14 protein-coding genes are annotated in these 17,398 nt (G+C 41.7%); 7 read left to right on the top strand and 7 right to left on the bottom strand.

What is annotated here, in order from left to right; genetic code table 11:
- Nucleotides 1-51: 51 nt before the first annotated feature.
- The 3 genes from V7K76_RS01730 (at nucleotide 52) to V7K76_RS01720 (ending at nucleotide 1,364) form a co-directional block, all read left to right on the top strand.
- On the top strand, nucleotides 52-402 hold the full coding sequence (locus V7K76_RS01730; protein ID WP_334779345.1) for a YkgJ family cysteine cluster protein: 351 nt from the start codon (nucleotides 52-54) through the stop codon (nucleotides 400-402).
- A gap of 126 nt (nucleotides 403-528) precedes the next feature.
- Nucleotides 529-957 (top strand): TMEM165/GDT1 family protein, encoded by a 429-nt coding sequence (locus tag V7K76_RS01725; RefSeq protein ID WP_334779346.1) that lies wholly within the window; start codon nucleotides 529-531, stop codon nucleotides 955-957.
- A gap of 104 nt (nucleotides 958-1,061) precedes the next feature.
- Nucleotides 1,062-1,364, top strand: a complete 303-nt coding sequence (locus V7K76_RS01720) for a TMEM165/GDT1 family protein (protein WP_334779347.1) — start codon at nucleotides 1,062-1,064, stop codon at nucleotides 1,362-1,364.
- Between the two features lie 334 nt (nucleotides 1,365-1,698).
- On the opposite strand, the gene V7K76_RS01715 is transcribed toward V7K76_RS01720, so the two are convergent.
- Nucleotides 1,699-2,625 (bottom strand): cobalamin-binding protein, encoded by a 927-nt coding sequence (locus V7K76_RS01715; RefSeq protein WP_334779348.1) that lies wholly within the window; start codon nucleotides 2,623-2,625, stop codon nucleotides 1,699-1,701.
- Between the two features lie 529 nt (nucleotides 2,626-3,154).
- Between V7K76_RS01715 and V7K76_RS01710 the strand changes: the two genes are divergently transcribed.
- Nucleotides 3,155-4,930 (top strand): sensor histidine kinase, encoded by a 1,776-nt coding sequence (locus V7K76_RS01710; RefSeq protein WP_334779349.1) that lies wholly within the window; start codon nucleotides 3,155-3,157, stop codon nucleotides 4,928-4,930.
- A gap of 257 nt (nucleotides 4,931-5,187) precedes the next feature.
- On the opposite strand, the gene V7K76_RS01705 is transcribed toward V7K76_RS01710, so the two are convergent.
- Nucleotides 5,188-5,634, bottom strand: coding sequence for a GNAT family N-acetyltransferase (locus tag V7K76_RS01705; protein WP_334952204.1), 447 nt, complete (start codon nucleotides 5,632-5,634; stop codon nucleotides 5,188-5,190).
- A 516-nt stretch (nucleotides 5,635-6,150) separates the two neighbouring features.
- The gene (gene pruA, locus V7K76_RS01700) at nucleotides 6,151-9,162 is read right to left on the bottom strand and encodes an L-glutamate gamma-semialdehyde dehydrogenase (RefSeq protein ID WP_334779351.1); all 3,012 of its coding nucleotides are present in this window, start codon (nucleotides 9,160-9,162) and stop codon (nucleotides 6,151-6,153) included.
- 644 nt (nucleotides 9,163-9,806) lie between these two features.
- On the opposite strand from pruA, the gene V7K76_RS01695 reads away from it, so the two are divergent.
- Both V7K76_RS01695 and V7K76_RS01690 read left to right on the top strand, forming a co-directional pair.
- The gene (locus V7K76_RS01695; protein ID WP_334779352.1) at nucleotides 9,807-10,457 is read left to right on the top strand and encodes an HD domain-containing protein; all 651 of its coding nucleotides are present in this window, start codon (nucleotides 9,807-9,809) and stop codon (nucleotides 10,455-10,457) included.
- A 213-nt stretch (nucleotides 10,458-10,670) separates the two neighbouring features.
- Nucleotides 10,671-12,251 (top strand): DHA2 family efflux MFS transporter permease subunit, encoded by a 1,581-nt coding sequence (locus V7K76_RS01690; protein WP_334779353.1) that lies wholly within the window; start codon nucleotides 10,671-10,673, stop codon nucleotides 12,249-12,251.
- 449 nt (nucleotides 12,252-12,700) lie between these two features.
- Here the strand turns inward: V7K76_RS01690 and V7K76_RS01685 are convergent, their stop codons facing one another.
- The 4 genes from V7K76_RS01685 to acs form a co-directional block, all read right to left on the bottom strand.
- Complete coding sequence (locus V7K76_RS01685) at nucleotides 12,701-13,381, bottom strand: tetratricopeptide repeat protein (protein WP_334779354.1); 681 nt, start codon at nucleotides 13,379-13,381, stop codon at nucleotides 12,701-12,703.
- 278 nt (nucleotides 13,382-13,659) lie between these two features.
- The gene (locus tag V7K76_RS01680; protein ID WP_334779355.1) at nucleotides 13,660-13,992 is read right to left on the bottom strand and encodes a XisI protein; all 333 of its coding nucleotides are present in this window, start codon (nucleotides 13,990-13,992) and stop codon (nucleotides 13,660-13,662) included.
- A complete protein-coding gene (locus V7K76_RS01675; protein ID WP_334779356.1) occupies nucleotides 13,962-14,426 on the bottom strand; it encodes a XisH family protein in 465 nt (154 codons plus the stop codon). The genes V7K76_RS01680 and V7K76_RS01675 overlap by 31 nt, the downstream gene beginning before the upstream one ends.
- Before the next feature lie 106 nt (nucleotides 14,427-14,532).
- Entirely contained in the window at nucleotides 14,533-16,506 is a 1,974-nt protein-coding gene (gene acs / locus V7K76_RS01670; protein ID WP_334779357.1) for an acetate--CoA ligase, read from the bottom strand.
- A gap of 230 nt (nucleotides 16,507-16,736) precedes the next feature.
- On the opposite strand from acs, the gene V7K76_RS01665 reads away from it, so the two are divergent.
- A complete protein-coding gene (locus V7K76_RS01665; protein ID WP_334779358.1) occupies nucleotides 16,737-17,381 on the top strand; it encodes a restriction endonuclease subunit R in 645 nt (214 codons plus the stop codon).
- Nucleotides 17,382-17,398: the final 17 nt, after the last annotated feature.

Below are 17,398 nucleotides of genomic sequence, written 5' to 3'. Positions count from 1 at the left end.
TAATCCCCAATCCCCAGTCCCCAGTCCCCAGTCCCCAATCCCCAATCCAAAATGTCAACTTGGCAATGTGTAAAGCAATGTGGAGCCTGCTGCAATCTCGATCCAGCAGATCGTCCAGACTTAGAAGAGTATCTCTCACCACCAGAACTAGAACTCTACCTCAGCATGGTAGGCGAAGGGGGATGGTGCGTTAATTTCGACCATACCACACGAGAATGTCGCATCTACTTAAGTCGTCCTCGGTTCTGCCGTGTGGAATCAGAAGTGTTTCAAGATATGTATGGGGTTGAACCAGAAGAAGTCAACGATTTTGCTATTGACTGCTGTCGCCAGCAAATAGAAGGAGTATACGGCGATCGCAGTCTGGAAATACTACGCTTTAATCAAGCTGTTGGGCTGTAAGCAGTATGCAAGGAAGTAAAGACACTTGATAATTTTTTATCTCTATCTGTGAAGTTGCAATTTATTACAACAATCTGAGAATATGATAGAAATATGAAAGCACCCTAGCAACCAAAACTACTACCTGTGAAACTTGACTCTGCACCTTTGGGCATTTCTGGCATAACTCAGTCTGAGGTTGAGCTAGAACTAAAAGACAGCAATGATTTTAACTTAACTCCTGCGATCGCTCCATCAGTTGATCCTGTCGTTGCCGATAGTCCTCAAAAGCAGCAATCAGTGCTAGTAGTTTTTGGTACAACTTTTATAACTATTTTTCTAGCAGAAATTGGAGATAAAACTCAGCTATCCACTCTGTTAATGAGTGCAGAATCTCATTCACCGTGGGTGGTATTTATCGGTTCGGCGGCGGCGCTGATAACTACCAGCTTATTAGGTGTGCTTTTAGGTAGTTGGATAGCCAGCCGACTCAGCCCAAAAACTGTAGAAAAATCAGCAGGCGTAATGTTGTTGGTAATTTCCTTAATGCTGTTTTGGGATGTATTCCAAGGTTAGTTAGAAGTTAGGAGTTAGTAGTTATTCTCTCTCATCTCCCCCACCTCCCTCATCTTCCCTATTCCCCACTCCCCATTCCCCATTCCCCACTCCCCATTAATTATATGGATTGGCATCTTTTAGGACTGAGCTTTATTACGGTTTTTTTATCAGAATTGGGTGACAAAAGTCAGCTAGCAGCGATCGCACTTTCAGGGCGTTGTAATTCTCCGCGTGCAGTGTTTTTTGGTGCAGCAGGTGCATTGCTGTTGACAAGCTTGTTGGGATCGTTAGCAGGGGGTGCAGTAGCAGAATTATTACCTACACGCGTTCTAAAAGCGATCGCGGCTGTCGGATTTGCCATCCTTGCTGCACGCTTGCTGTTATTTAACAATGAACCATCGGTAGATTCTGAAGAAACACCCTAAAGAAGAATTCAGAATTCTGAATTCTGAATTCTGAATCAATACGCTTGGGTTAAGGGCGACTGGCAACAATTTTGGGTTTTCGAGACGCGATAAATCGCCGTCTCTACAAGTGTTTTGTTGCTCATTCTGAACTGTATTGGAATCAGAATTACTCTTTGTGGAGGATTGGAATTCTCCAAAGACTTGAATTCCTACTGAATACTGAATAGACATCTCCAGAAATTAAATATGCGTTACCCATAACCCTTGTAGAGACGTAGCAGTGCTACGTCTCTACATTCTTTTTCGGATATGTGTAATTCTGACTCCTGAATTCTGACTCCTGAATTCTTCCTCACAAAGTTTCCCAGCCAGTTCCTTTGTAGCCGTATTGAAAAATTTCTGGATGCAAAATTTCTGCCAAAATTTCTAGAGAATCTACCAGTCGAGGCCCTGGGCGATTGAAGTAAGAATTGCCATCAGTGATGTAGACCCTACCAGCTTCAGTCGCATGTAGTTTTTCCCACTCTGGGCGTTGAGTTAACAACTGGGCTTCTTGGCGAGTGCGATTTAAATCAAACCCACAAGGCATAAAAACAATTACATCTGGATTCGTTGTTAATAGAGTTTCCCACGGCAAGACAGGAGAAGGCTGACCTGTAGCGCAAAATAGAGACTGTCCTCCTGCTAAGTTAACTAATTCAGGAATCCAATTTGCAGCGACCATCAAAGGATCAGTCCACTCGATACAGGCGACAGTAGGGAGTTCATGTAAAGAAAGTCCTTGGATTCGGTGGTGACAAATTTTGACGCGGGCTTCTAAATTTTCTAAGACTTTTACCGAGTCTACACCAAAAATGTTGCCGACTCGTTCAATATCAGTCCAAACATCCTGGAGAATATTGGGTTGTAAAGAAATAATCTGAGGTTTACTGTCAACGAGTGTGGCAACTGCCTTTTCAACTTCGTGTAAACTGACAGCACAAACATCGCATTGGTCTTGAGTGAGAATGTGAGTAGGCTGCAACTGCTCTAAAACATCTGTTTTGATTTCATAAATACTAAGAGCAGATTGCAATAATTTGTTCACTTCATCGTTAATCTGGCTGCTGGAGGCATTGGAGTTTAAACGTGCTTGGGTACAAATGGGGCGATTGTGGATTTCTGGAGGGTAATCGCATTCGTGCGATCGCCCCACAATAGCATCAACCAACCCTAGTGCTGCTAAAGTCTCTGTTCCACCGGGAATCAGGGAAACAATTCTCACATCATTATCCGTCATCGCTCCACCTCCATAAAAGCTGCCGTTACCTTGATTTTGACAAAATATGAGTCATTAGGTATCTTTCTCTAGGAGAATCAAGGGTGTTTTAGTAGTCAGCACTAAGCAATAACTTTAATTGGGCATTGGAGACTGGAGACTGAAGATTAGGGATTAAATATTAAGAATTAAATATCAAATATTAAGGATTAACAAAGATTTTTCCAGTTCTCAGTCCTTAAAACTAAGTTCAAAACATTATACTAATTAACAGTATCTTCATTGATAGTGGAATTACTTGATAGTAGAATTACTTAATACTTAAGATCATTACAATGCTAATTATCCCCTGGCAAAAATTACTGGTATGAAGTAATAGAAGTAATCAGCAAAATCTAGCTTAGAACTCGTTAGCCAGAATCATAAAATTTGGTTAGAAAAATTATACTTTCCGGTTATGAAAAACCATATCAAGTAGTTGTAGTTATACAAAGACAGTTTTACTTTTTGCGTAGAGCAAGCCAACATTATTTCTTCTTGAGGGCAATTAATGCAAGTGGTGTCAGCTAGAGATATTACAGAGTACAACCAGACCCAAGAGGCTTTAAAAATCAAAGAGCATAGTCGGCGAAAACAAAGCCAAACACTGGTACAACTAGCAAGAAGCAAGACATTTCAGCAAGGTAATCTCAATGCCGTGTTGAGAGAAATCACAGAAACTACTGCTGGGACGCTCTTAGTCGAGCGAGTTGGCGTATGGTTGTATAATGAAGAACGTTCTAAAATCGAGTGTATTGATTTGTATGATGTGAGGACTAAGGAGCATACCTCTGGTAACTCGCTTTTAAAAACAAATTATCCAGTTTATTTCCAGGCTTTAGAAGAGGAACGTACTATAGCCGCAGATGATGCCATAAACGATATCAGAACTCAAGAATTATCTAAGTCTTATCTTTCAGCTATCGGCATTACATCGCTACTAGATGCACCAATTTGGCTAGAGGGTCGTTTGATAGGCGTAGTGTGTCATGAACACATAGGCAAGGGTCGCCAATGGACTTTGGAAGAAGAGACTTTTGCCGGCTCGATTGCAGATTTTGTGACGCTGGCGATAGAAGCAAGCGAGCGAAATGTCGTGCAAGAAGCGCTGCGACAAAGTGAAGCGCAATTTAGAGCGATTTTTGAGCGTTCCTCTATCGGTATTGGACTTATAGATATGAAAGCGCAGATAGTCGATGCTAATGTAGCATTGTGTGAGATTTTAGGATACAGCCGAGAAGAGCTATATGGCAAGACCTTTACCGATTACATTTCCACAGAAAGGGGGGATTTAAAACTTTACAAACAACTGATGTCAGGAATTCACACAGATTTAAAGAGAAGTTCGAGAGACGGCTTTCAAGGCTCGAAACATCAGGAACAGCTTGGCCAAACACATCACATTGAGATGGAAAGACGCTGCTTGCATCAAAATGGTAACTTAGTTTGGACTCATATCTCTGTTTCTGTTATACCAGGCAGCAATGGTGAACCCGAGTTTTTTTTAGCGATGATTGAGGATATTACTGAACGTAAGCAAACTGAGTTGAAACTACGTGCCTCTCAAGAAGCAGCAGAAGCCGCCAGTCGGGCAAAAAGTGAATTTTTAGCAACCATGAGCCATGAGTTGCGGACACCTCTGAATGCAATTATGGGTTTGTCGCAGTTGCTACAACAAGAAATAGTTGGCTCTCTCAATGAAAAGCAGAACGAATATGTAAGTTCCATATATAGTAGTGGTGAACATCTGCTAGAGCTGATTAACGATATTCTCGATTTATCTAAGGTAGAAGCAGGTAAAGAGGAACTGTTGCTGTCATCTTTGCCAGTGTCCGATTTATGTAATTATGCCATTTGGACAGTGCGCGATCGCGCCTTAGAAAAGGGATTGCAACTTACCTGTAAAATTGACCTAGAAGAGGATATTTGCATTGCTGATGAGCGGCGTATCAAGCAAATGCTACTCAACCTGCTCACCAATGCCATTAAATTCACCCCAGCCGGCCAGGTATCACTGCTAGTCAAAAAAGTACCGCAAGGGATAACGTTTACAGTTTCAGATACGGGAATTGGTATAGACTCAAGTCAGTTTAAATTTCTATTTGAACCGTTTAAACAACTTGATAGTCGGTTAAATCGGCAGTATGAAGGCACTGGTTTAGGTTTAGCATTAACACGCAAATTAGCACGTTTGCATGGTGGAGATGTTACCGTGACATCAACTCTAGGAAAGGGTAGTCAGTTCACTCTGTTTCTACCAAATTCAGCGCATCTGGGAGATGAGTGAGATGGGGGAGCAAATTTTACCTGGGTCATAAAAATACATTTTTTCATGACCGAATAGGAACGTGGATTAAATAAAATGCAAAACTTCATCCTGTCTATAGCTTCCCTCTCCTTTATAAAGCAATACGCTTGGCTTTGTGAAAAATTGTAGGTTGGGTGAAGCAAAGCGCAACCCAACAAAGTCCTAGAAATATTGGGTTTCGTTCCTCAACTCAACCTACACAATTTAAGGATTTTGTAAGAATATACAATACATTGTCACTTAGAATGTGAGAAAATTTTCCTCATTGTGATATGGGGAATACTGGCTTCTTCAAATATTTCTCCTTCTTCGACAAAATCCAATTTTTTGTATAAATCTTTTATATATTCTTGAGCATGAACCATTACTTCGGGAATATTTTTGTTAGCTATCACTTGTAGAGCATTTTCCATAATTTTTTTACCAATACCCTGCCCTCTAGCTGTCGGTAAAACAGCAAGCCTTTCTATTTTGGCAGTTTTTTCATCCAAATATCTGATTCTGGTAGTACCCACAACTTCACCATTTAAATAAGCAATTAGATGAGTAGATATTTCATCTTTGCCATCAAATTCTAAAGCGGGGTCTACACCTTGTTCTTCTTGAAAAACTGATTTTCTAATTGCTTGAATTGCCGGAAAATCTTGAGGAAATTCAGCAATTTTTATAATTAAATTACTCATTGTTCTCTGTATCTGTGGGGTTCATATATACAATAGACATCTGGTGAAATTAATGATCAGTTACCTGAAACCTATGTAGAGACGTTATATATAACGTCTCTACATTCATTTTTACTCCTATGTCTAAGGGACTGACAAATAAAAAATATCCAATTAACTCTTGTGGGGTGGGCGTCTCGCCCGCCATATCAAAGGATGCCCACCCCACAATATTGGATAATTTATTTCTTGGAGTTCCCTAATAGATAGGACATACGCCCTACTAGTACCGCAAGGCGGAATTCAAAATTCAAAATGACGCTCGCGGACTCGCTCTAAGCGAAGCCATGCCGCAGGCTTTACGCTGCGCTAACAAAATTCAAAATGAATAGAGCATAAGGTTTTCAGAAATTTTGAATGGTATGTCTATTTACGCCGTGGTGTACTAGTCTGTCAAATTCATTTTGACGGTTAGAGAGATGCAATAAATCGCCGTCTCTAAAGGGAATTTGACAGACTACTACCTACTTTTATCGTTCACTCTGCACCTTCAATTGGTGCAAAACCTTGGCGCTGAATATTTTCTGTCACCGCGCGTGGTTCCAAAAATTGCAGCAGATAATCAGGGCCGCCTGCTTTAGAACCTACTCCAGAAAGTTTGAATCCCCCAAAGGGTTGCCGTCCAACGATCGCTCCGGTAATATTGCGGTTAATGTACAAATTACCAACTTCAAATTCTGTCTGCGCCTGCTGAATGTGCGAAGGTGTTCGAGAATAAAGTCCGCCAGTTAAGGCGTAGTTTGTCCCGTTGGCGACTGCTAACGCTTCTGAGAAATCTTTCACCCGAATTACCGCCAGCACTGGGCCAAAAATTTCTTGTTGGGAAATTACCGCATTTGGCGATACTTCACTAAAGATGACTGGCCCGATAAAATATCCTTGTTCGGGTGCTGGTAATTCCAATGCTAGTTGTGCTTCTGCCTTACCCTTCTCAATATACTCGCGGATGCGATCGCGGGCATTAGCATCAATTACTGGCCCAACTTGGGTACTTGGCAACTCTGCTTCCCCAATATTTAAGGATTTTGTCGCTTCCACCAATCGCTGCACAAAGGCATCATAAATCGGTTGTAACACAATCACCCTGGAAGCAGCAGAACATTTTTGGCCGCTGTAACCAAATGCCGATTGCACTACCCCGACAACAGCTTGGTCTAAATCAGCACTTTCATCGACAATAATGGCATTCTTGCCGCCCATTTCCGCAATCACCCGCTTCATGTGCTTTTGTCCAGGTTTCAGTGTTGCCGCTTCTGCGTAAATTCTACAGCCGACCTCTTGGGAACCCGTAAAAGCAATCACATGAGTATCTGGATGATTTACCAAATAAGCGCCAACTTGAGAACCCTTACCAGGTACGTATTGAAATACACCTTTAGGAAAACCAGCTTCTATCAAAATTTCTGTGAGTTTTGCCGTAATTACAGAAGATGTTTCCGCAGGTTTGAGGAGAGTACAATTGCCTGAAACCAAAGCTGCGACAGTCATTCCACAAGCGATCGCTAGCGGGAAATTCCAGGGAGAAATCACTACAGCAATCCCCCGTGGCTGGTAAATATAACGATTGGTTTCACCAGCTATGTCGTAATTCACACCTTTGTCTAACCGTTCTATCTCGTCAGCGTAGTACCGACAGAAGTCTATCGCTTCCGAAACCTCTCCATCAGCTTCTTTAACTGGTTTACCAACTTCCAAAACTATCCAAACTGAAAGTTCGGCGCGGCGTTCTTCTAGCAAATCACCCGCTTTCCGCAAAATATCAGCGCGTTCTTTGGCTGGTGTTTTCTTCCACCCAGGAAACGCCGCTTTCGCAGCTTGCATCGCCTGTTCCGCCTGTTCAACGCTAATCAACCCAACTTTACCAATTACCTCACTGAAATTAGAAGGATTGAGAGAATCAACAAATTCTGGCGTGTTAACATACTCGCCATTAATTAGAGGTAAATAAGTTTTACCCAGCTGTTGGCGAACATTTTGGAAAGCTTGCGCCGTCTTTGTTCTCACCTCTTCCTGGGCGTAATCGGTATCAGCCGCACCGAGGAAATGAGAGTTAGGAGTTTGCAGAGACGCGATTAATCGCGTCTGTACATTAGGAGTTAAAGACTTTTTCTCTTCTTTGACAATCGGCGGCGCTAATAATTCTTCAATTGGTCGATTTTCGAGATTTTGCCGTAAAAAAGAACTGTTAGCGGTATTTTCCAACAACCGCCGAATTAAATACGCCATTCCAGGTAATAATTCACCGTAGGGACAGTAAACTCTTACCCGATAACCTCTGTCAACCAACGCCTTGGCGACTTTATCACCCATACCGTACAGGACTTGTAATTCAAAGCGACGGCGAGGGACATTTAAACTTTCAGCGATGGCAATGGCGCGAGAGTGCGATCGCACATTATGGCTACCAATGGCAGAATACACATATTGATGATTTTCTAGCAACAACTGAGTGATGGTTTCAAAGTTAGCATCAGTTGCGGCTTTATCGTTGTAAACCGGCTGTTTCCAATGCTTTTGGGCTGCTTTGATGGTTTCTTGATCCCAATATGCGCCTTTCACCAAACGGATTGTTAGGGGATAACCGCGCTGTTTCAACCAAGAAATTACGTCTTTGACATCTTGCTCACTATCACGCAGATATGCTTGAATTGTGATGCCAATATCTGTACGTTGCCGAAACTCTTCTTCTAGTAATAGTTTTTTCAGGATGCTGAGAGTTATATCCTTATAGGCATACTGTTCCATATCAAAATGCACAGCTGCGCCCAACTCTTTAGCACGACGTAAGAGAGTACGAATGCGATCGCTAACTCTATCCTCACTACCTTTAGCATCTAATGGGTCAAATTGGGAATAAAACGCCGTTAATTTCACAGAAACCTGAACTTTTGGGATTGCTTCGCCATCAGCCTCATCAATAGCCGGGATAGCAGCCCAATTCTTCGATGCTTCCACCAATTGTTGCATTAATTCTAGATAGCGTTCTAGATAAGACTGCGCTTCGGCCTCGGTAATCACCGCTTCACCAAGTAAGTCGATGGTGAAAGCCATTTTCTCTTTTCGCAATCGTTCAACTGTTTTGATGACTTGTTTAATATTTTCCCCAGAAATATATTTATGGGCGAGAGTCTCAACTGCTGTACCAACGGTTGTAGCAGCAACTTGTCCTGGTACAGAGTCGGGATTAGCAAAGTTAAGCATCCCCTTCAAAGCTGCCGGTAATTCTACAGATTCATCGCCGAGATATTCTTGTAAATGTGAGGCAATTTCTGATTTACTGTGTAAAGCAGGTAGTGTATCTATAAAGCGAAATAGTTGCACCCGCAAGCCAGGATTACTCATCGCCCAAGCTAGTAATTTATCATCCCAGCGCATTTGATCCCGTAGGGAAGAAAAAAACGAACGATTTTCCTGGGTTGCTGCTAGAAGTTGTTTAGCAATTTCTTGAGTTTTAGCTTCGTAGGTGCTTGTTTGTACTTGTAATACCACTGATAATAAACTCCGTTAATCAAGGCAAGGCTTTTTGTATAAAGCCTGTGTCTTCTATTTTGACGCTTTCATTTCGCAGTCACCATATTTAACGTGAGTTCGACGAACCTCTCCCTGCCTTGAACTAAAGTTCAAGTCTGTCCCTCTCCGACTCCGAGAGGGACGGTTTTGCGTAGTAAAACCAGGGAGAGGTTTAATCGAATTCACGTCATATTTAGGGACTTCCAAATAAAAAAATATCCAATTAACCCCTGTGGGGTGGGTGTCTCGCCCGCCCAGTCGATATGGCGGGCAAGATGCCCACCCCACAATATTGGATAATTTATTTCTTGGAGTTCCCTTAGTAGGGAGTGGGGAATTCAATTCAAAATTCAAAATGACGCTTTCTACGAGACGCTAAAAGCGTAGCTTGCTTCCCTGTAAGGGTACGCGGACTCGCTAACCTGCGCTAATAACAAAATTCAAAATTAAAGAATTTCTGCCTCCTACCTTCTTCCCCCTGCCCTCTGCCCCCTGCCCCTGCCTCCTCTTTCCCAATGCCCAATTCAATAACAAATGTTATCCTTTTGTTGATCTATTTCTAATTTGATAGACAGATGTTGCAACACAAGAGATTAGCTCAGTCATACTAAGAGCGTCAACTTATGCTTACAGAAAACCTCACGCATATTTTATTTTCTAACTGGCAACACACACTCCAACCCTTTGGCGTTGACCAGGTAGCGGCTGATAAAGCCTTTAATCCTTTGGTTGCAGCTTACTCTACTCCTGGTCGCTACTACCATACACTGAAACACATTGATCGCATCCTCAGCACAATTCAGATTTTGCAAGGCTACACCAATAACTTACCAGCTGTTCAACTAGCTGCCTGGTTTCACGATGTAGTGTATGACTCTCAAGCTCAAGATAATGAAGAACGAAGTGCAGACTATGCTTCTGAATTGCTGAGTAATTTGGGTATTCCAGAAACTATCATTAGTACTGTCACCCGTCTGATTCTGAACACTAAAGACCATCAAGCTGCGGTGAATGATTATGATAGCCAAGTTTTACTTGATGCAGATTTAGGGATTTTGGCTACTGACCCAGTGCAGTATCGAGAATACACCCGTGCCATTCGCCAGGAATATGCCTGGGTGGCAGAAGAAGATTATATCAGAGGTCGTCAGCAGGTTTTAGAAGGATTTTTAAGGCGATCGCATATCTACTTTACGCCTTTAATGTCAGAGTTCGCCGAACCATGTGCCCGTGGCAATATCCAGGGAGAAATTAAGTCTTTATTGTCTGGTTAGTTTTACATCAATTTTCCTTATGGATGCAACGCCTGTTAAAGTAGCGTTTCAAAGCCTCTCTCCGCCTCGGATAGAGGTCAAAACCTGCATCCAAGGGAGAACCTCTATAATGAGCTTTGATCTAGTATTAATATTTTAATTTAGCCATCAGAAAGAAAGATAAGATTTAATAAGAGATTTTTTACTACTGAATTTGGAAACAGGAAGAACACTATGACGAATACTGGTGTAATTCATCAACAAGCACCTCCAGAGCGTGTACCACTAAGAACCTGGATTGGTGTATTAGCTAGTATGCTTGGTGCATTTATGGCAGTATTAGATATTCAAATAACTAATGCTTCGCTGCAAGATATTCAAGCAAGTTTAGGAGCGACTCTAGAAGAAGGTTCTTGGATTTCTACAGCCTATCTTGTAGCAGAAATTGTGGTAATTCCTCTAACAGGATGGTTATCACGGGTATTTTCTCTGCGGCGTTATCTGTTAGTAAATACTGTACTATTTATTTTCTTTTCTACCTGCTGTGCTTGGTCGTGGAATCTCAATTCCATGATTTTATTCCGCGCCTTACAAGGCTTTAGTGGAGGAGTGTTAATTCCCACCGCTATGACAGTTGTTTTAACGACTTTACCCCAATCTAAGCAATCAATTGGACTGGCTGCATTTGGGTTTAGTGCAGTTTTTGCACCTTCAATTGGCCCGACAATAGGAGGGTGGTTAACAGAAAATTTTGGTTGGGAATACAACTTTTATATAAATGTAATCCCAGGGGGATTAATGCTAGCTGGCGTTTGGTATGGAATTAAGCAAGAACTACCCCAAATTAATTTACTGAAACAAGGTGATTGGTGGGGAATTATTGCGATGGCAATTGGACTAGGTTCCCTGCAAGTTGTTTTAGAAGAAGGTAGCCGCAAAGATTGGTTTAGTTCAGCATTGATTGTGCGTTTAAGCATACTAGCAGTAATTTTTATAACGCTATTCTTTTTAATAGAACTAACTCGTAAACAACCATTTATTAATTTGCGACTTTTACTGCGGCGTAACTTTGGTTTAGCCAGTATTGTTAATGTCTCACTAGGGATAGGATTGTATGGCTCAATTTATATTTTACCTCTGTATCTTGCTCAAATTCAACAATACAATGCGCTGCAAATTGGCGAAGTATTGATTTGGGCTGGTATTCCCCAACTGTTTATTATTCCTCTCATACCCAGATTAATGCAACGCATTGATGTGCGTTTAATGGTAGCTCTTGGTGTGACTTTGTTTTCCATCAGTGCATTTATGAACTCTGGAATGACTAATCAAACTGGATTAGAACAATTACGATGGTCGCAATTTGTGCGAGCTATGGGACAACCCCTAATTATGGTACCACTTAGTTCTATTGCCACTGCTGGTTTGAATCCAAAAGAAGCAGGTTCAGCGAGTGGTTTATTTAATATGATGCGGAATATGGGCGGTTCTATCGGAATTGCATCTTTAGCAACTTTATTAACTAATAGAGAGCAATTTCACTCGAATAGATTGGGTGATGGAGTATCTTTATATAACCCAGAAACTCAACAGCGAATTGACCAAATGACCCAGTATTTTATCAGGGGAGGTGCAGATTTAAATACCGCTCACAATCAAGCGATCGCATCTATATCAAATATAGTCCGTCGGGAAGCATTTGTGCTAGCTTTTAATGATTGTTTCTACTTTATTGGTATTGCGCTCTTACTCAGTGGCATTGCCGTTTTATTCCTCAAAAAAGTGAAGCCAACAGGTGGGGGTGTGGCTCATTAGACTTGTTCTATAGGTTAAAATGTTTGATAAAACTACTAAGGTACTAAAACAGAAAGATTTCATCCATTACAATTATTTTATTTCGATGTTTTTAAAAGGGCGGCTTAGAAAACCCACCCCACAAGATTAACAATTCAAAATTCAAAATGACGCTCTCTACGAGACGCTACGCGAACGCAAACTCGCTAACAAAATTCAAAATTAAAGAAATTTGATACGGGGATTTAGCGAGAAACGCGGTCTTGGGATGCATCCCAAGTGGAGCGATTTCTCAAGACAAACCCCGACTGAAATGGTTGCTACATGTAGATTGCAGGTTCTTAAACCCTTTAATTTACGATAAAAACGGGATACCTTTTACCTAGTAGCCAAATTTTACAATCGTATCCGACGCCGTTTTTCTAAATCATCCTTAAAGCCGATCGCAGCAACTCTAAATAATATGATTTTCATGAAACACTAGGTTTATCAGCAGTTTTAATTTCTCGCAAAATCCTTTCGACTTGGTTAACTTTTTCAACTCTATTCTGTTCTTTGAAAATATTTAAAGCTTTTTCTAAAGAAGATAGCGCCTCATCTTTTTTATTTGTTTGCCACATTGCCAGTGCAAAGTTAGTCAGTGCCTCCCCATAATTAGGATTAATTTCCAAAGCTTTTTTATATTCAGTAATGGCTTCTTCCCAGCGACTTTGGCTAGCGTAAGCCATCCCGATCGCATTGTAAGCTAGAGCATATTTTGGCTGGAGGCGAATGGCTTCTCGATAAACGCTAATTGCTTCTTCTGATTTCTTTTGCTGAAAAAGCGCATTTCCCAGTTGAAAGTGTCCAAAGGCATCTTCTGGGAATTTTTTAATGAATTTACGTAAACTTTCCTCTGCGTCTTTGAAGTCTCCCTGATTATATAAAGCATTAGCTTCTTGTAGCAGCTGCGATCGCTCTGGTGAATCTGTACCTGAAAATTTTTCTCGTTTTTGTAGTTCTTTGTATGTATCCTGTTCTGGCGTATGCAACGAAACTATTGCAGGAACCGCTAAAACTAATGGTGATATCCCCATTACAGCGAGAATACTCAGCATCATGCAGCTAAAAGGTTGAACAAATGCTGATTTTAGTTTGCTCTTCAGCTTCATCGCCCTCAACGCCTCGATAATGTTCTTATCTCCATTATAAAATGTGGCGTGTTAGCATGTAACGCCTACAACTGAAATGAGCTAGCCTTGGCGACTAGAAGTCGCGGCTACACGGACAAAACCTGCCTACGCAGGTTAAAAACCCTTAATTTTTCTTAGTCCACGTTCGCGTAGCGTTCCGCAGGAAAGGTGGACATAAGGTCTCATTCTATTCGCCAAATACTTTTAAAACATCTTCTAAGCGCGATCGCCTATACACTGACAATGGAAATCGTAATTTAGAGTTTTCCTGCGCTAGCAGCTAGCTCTGATTCAGGCAGAAAAGCTAAAATAATATCTGCTGGAGAAACCCCCATCACTATCAAATCTTGGATTATGCCGTGTTCTATGCCGTCATATTCAATATAAATCTTGCCATTTTGTAGCGTGACATAAATTAGATTTCCTCGGACTCGCCGTCCTCTATCCCAACCCACTTGCATCAAAGCATACCTATCGTGTGTTTCATCAAAGATTGGGTCAAGTCGAATATCTCCATGCGAGGGACGAAGTTTAGAATATTGTATAATTATCTGCTTGACTATTTCTCGATAGGTCGTACTGGTATCCATTGTATTACCTCTACTGTTTTTAAATTGATGATGATTAATTTCAGTGGCATTTCTGTAATTACTAGTTCGCCAATTGGTTCATTGAAAATATTGCTATAGATAGTATCTGTAATTGCCAAATATAGTTCTCGCTCTGGTTCTATTCTACTGAGTAAAAGCTGATAGAGTGTATATTGTCCAAGCGCTTGTTCTAAATCAGCAATAACAGATTGACCCCGAAAATCTTTTATTTCAATTGCTATTCGCTGATTTTCTTTTGTTGCACCGATAAAACTTCCTTGAGCTTGATTTAGTGTTGATGCTAAAGTAGCAGCCAAATCTATAAATAAGAATCTTTCCCCGTAAGAAATAACATAAGGATCGTCAGTTATTTTCCAACCATCTTTAATAATTGCTTGTTTGACTATATTGTGAATGCTATCTCTTGGTGGCATTATTGATACTAGGATGTCTTTGATAGCGATGTATAACACACCATGTTTTGAGCGTCATAGAAAGGCATCTCCAATATAGGAAATGCCAATCCAAAATCTAAAATTTCTATGCGCCTTCCCGTAACTTATCCAACACACCCCGATCTTCCAATGTGGAAGTATCACCAGATACCTCTTCCCCTGCGGCTAGATTCCGCAATAAGCGCCGCATAATCTTACCCGATCGCGTTTTGGGTAAAGCGTCTGTAAAGCGAATTTCTCCCGGACGTGCGATCGCACCTATTTCTTTGACAACGTGCAGTTTGAGTTCTTTAATCAGTTCTTCACTTCCCTGATAAGTGCCTTCTAGAGTCACAAAAGCAACTACTTCTTCGCCCTTAAGTTCATCAGGTTTACCCACTACCGCCGCTTCTGCAACTGCTGGATGGGAAACTAAGGCTGATTCTACTTCCATTGTACCAAGTCGGTGTCCTGAGACATTCAGTACATCATCCACACGACCCATTACCCAGAAGTAGCCGTCTTCATCAACTCTCGCGCCATCACCAGCAAAGTAAGTATAGTTACCGTCTTTAGGCGGAATGTGTTCCCAATAGGTGCGGCGGAAGCGTTCTGGATCGCCGTAGACTGTCCGCATCATTCCTGGCCAAGGATGTCGCACTGCTAGATAACCGCCTTCGTTATTGGGTACGGTGTTTCCTTCTAAATCTACGACATCTGCAATAATTCCAGGGAAGGGAAGAGTTGCGGAACCTGGTTTAGTGGGAATTGCCCCTGGTAGTGGTGTAATCATGATACCGCCTGTCTCCGTTTGCCACCAAGTATCCACAATTGGACAGCGATCGCCACCAATTACTTTGTGATACCACATCCAAGCTTCCGGGTTAATTGGTTCGCCGACGGTTCCCAACAAACGCAATGAAGACAAGTTTCGCGCGTTGGGATGTTGTTCGCCCATCTTAATAAATGCCCGAATTGCCGTAGGTGCAGTATAAAAAATATTAACGCCGTATTTTTCAATTACATCCCAGAAACAACCAGGATTTGAAGTACGGGGCGCACCTTCATACATCACCGTGGTTGCACCGTTGGAAAGGGGACCGTAAACAATGTAGCTGTGTCCGGTAATCCAACCGACATCGGCAGTACACCAATATACATCGGTGTCTTGCAGGTCGAATATCCATTTGGTGGTAATATGACTATACAAATTATAACCAGCAGTTGTATGTACTACGCCCTTCGGTTTGCCGGTGCTGCCAGAAGTGTAGAGGACAAACAGCATATCTTCACTGTCCATCGGCTCGGCAGGACAATCTGCTGATGCATCTTTTTGCAAATCATGCCACCAATGATCGCGTCCGCCCAACTGCATATCAGTTTCTTGTCCGGTGCGCTTGACAACTAGGACGTTTTCGACACTAGGAACAGCACCATCAGCTAAGGCTTTGTCTACCTGTTCTTTGAGAGGAACGATCGCATCTTTGCGCCAACCACCATCAGCCGTAACTACTAGTTTAGCTTGAACATCAATTAAGCGATCGCGCAAAGCTTCAGCACTAAAACCACCAAATACCACACTATGGGGTGCGCCAATTCTGGCACAGGCTAACATTGCGATCGCTGCTTCGGGAATCATTGGCATATAGATACCAACGCGATCGCCTTTTTGTACACCCAGTTGCTTCAATACATTGGCGAACTGGCAAACTTCCCGATGCAGTTGGGAGTATGTAAGAGTACGCGAATCACCTGGTTCTCCTTCCCAAATCAATGCAGCCTTATTTTTGCGCCAGGTTGTGAGATGTCTGTCAAGACAGTTATAAGAAATATTAATCTTACCACCGACAAACCACTTAGCAAAAGGTGGTTGCCAGTCCAGCACCGTATCCCATTTTTGGAACCATTCTAATTCCGTTCCAGCCAAATCTGCCCAAAATCGCTGCGGATCGGCTTTAGCTTTAGCGTAGAGACGCTGATAGTCATCCAGGCTCTTGATATGGGCATTCTGCGAAAATTCCGAGGTAGGATGAAAGAGGCGATTCTCTTGTAGGATTGATTCTATGGTTGGTTGAGACATGGTTAGTTATGAATGCGATCGCGATTGTTACTAAAAACTATTCTTAGCCCAGTTGTGCTATATAGGGTTTAGATTTTCGTTCAGCTGGGTGTAAATTGCCGAGTAATTTAGTTTACATTCATTTTCATCTACCAAAAGCACGCGATCAAGAAATGTAAACACGTTTTGCAACCTATCTACTGGGAATGTTGCAATATTGTAAGTAGTCTTGACAAACAAAGCCTGAAATTATGACGCTTACCGTTGAAGCTAGCAGCTTGTCTCTCAATGATGTTCATCGGTTTCTCAAACTAGAAGAGCTTTCAACTGGTTTGTTTACAGACTTCTTAAATTTAGAACCGTTGACAGAGTTTGAACAGCAGGATTTATTGCGAATTAGCAACGACTTCCGTCGTTATCTGAGGTTTGGTAAAATTTCTGAAGGTTTGGTTAAATTTATAACCATCGCGCCACTAATGCGCCTAGCTGGATTTTACGATGTGCCGATTCGGTTGACAATGGAAGATAGCATTGCGATCGCAGTGGAAGATGAAGATAGAAGAATTACCGGGCGGATGGATATTTTAGCAATCAACAATCCTCAAAGTATGATTGCACCGCCTTTTTGGGTTGTAGTGATTGAAACTAAAAACAGCGCGGTTGAAGTAGGTGAGGGTTTACCTCAATTACTAACTTATGCTTTTAAGAGTTTAGACCAACAACCATCAGTTTGGGGTTTGGTAACTAACGGACTGCGTTATCAATTTGTTTATTTAAAACGTGACGTGCAGCCAACTTATCAGTTGATGCCATTATTAAGTCTGAATGAATCTCCCGGTGCAATCGAGTTATTACAAGTTTTCAAAGCTATCTGTAAGTTACCGACTTTTCAGTAAAATGAACCGAAATTGCG

This window comes from Nostoc sp. (genome assembly GCF_036917975.1).
Lineage (GTDB): Bacteria > Cyanobacteriota > Cyanobacteriia > Cyanobacteriales > Nostocaceae > Nostoc.
The sequence above is the reverse complement of the archived record's forward strand: the minus strand, read 5'-3'. Positions and strand labels throughout refer to the sequence as shown.

Coding starts and splice junctions, on each gene's coding strand:
- V7K76_RS01730 (WP_334779345.1), top strand. CDS start 52: ATGTCAACTTGGCAATGTGTAAAGCAATGTGGAGCCTGCTGCAATCTC.
- V7K76_RS01720 (WP_334779347.1), top strand. CDS start 1,062: ATGGATTGGCATCTTTTAGGACTGAGCTTTATTACGGTTTTTTTATCA.
- V7K76_RS01715 (WP_334779348.1), bottom strand. CDS start 2,625: ATGACGGATAATGATGTGAGAATTGTTTCCCTGATTCCCGGTGGAACA.
- V7K76_RS01710 (WP_334779349.1), top strand. CDS start 3,155: ATGCAAGTGGTGTCAGCTAGAGATATTACAGAGTACAACCAGACCCAA.
- V7K76_RS01705 (WP_334952204.1), bottom strand. CDS start 5,634: ATGAGTAATTTAATTATAAAAATTGCTGAATTTCCTCAAGATTTTCCG.
- V7K76_RS01695 (WP_334779352.1), top strand. CDS start 9,807: ATGCTTACAGAAAACCTCACGCATATTTTATTTTCTAACTGGCAACAC.
- V7K76_RS01690 (WP_334779353.1), top strand. CDS start 10,671: ATGACGAATACTGGTGTAATTCATCAACAAGCACCTCCAGAGCGTGTA.
- V7K76_RS01685 (WP_334779354.1), bottom strand. CDS start 13,381: ATGAAGCTGAAGAGCAAACTAAAATCAGCATTTGTTCAACCTTTTAGC.
- V7K76_RS01680 (WP_334779355.1), bottom strand. CDS start 13,992: ATGGATACCAGTACGACCTATCGAGAAATAGTCAAGCAGATAATTATA.
- V7K76_RS01675 (WP_334779356.1), bottom strand. CDS start 14,426: ATGCCACCAAGAGATAGCATTCACAATATAGTCAAACAAGCAATTATT.
- acs (WP_334779357.1), bottom strand. CDS start 16,506: ATGTCTCAACCAACCATAGAATCAATCCTACAAGAGAATCGCCTCTTT.
- V7K76_RS01665 (WP_334779358.1), top strand. CDS start 16,737: ATGACGCTTACCGTTGAAGCTAGCAGCTTGTCTCTCAATGATGTTCAT.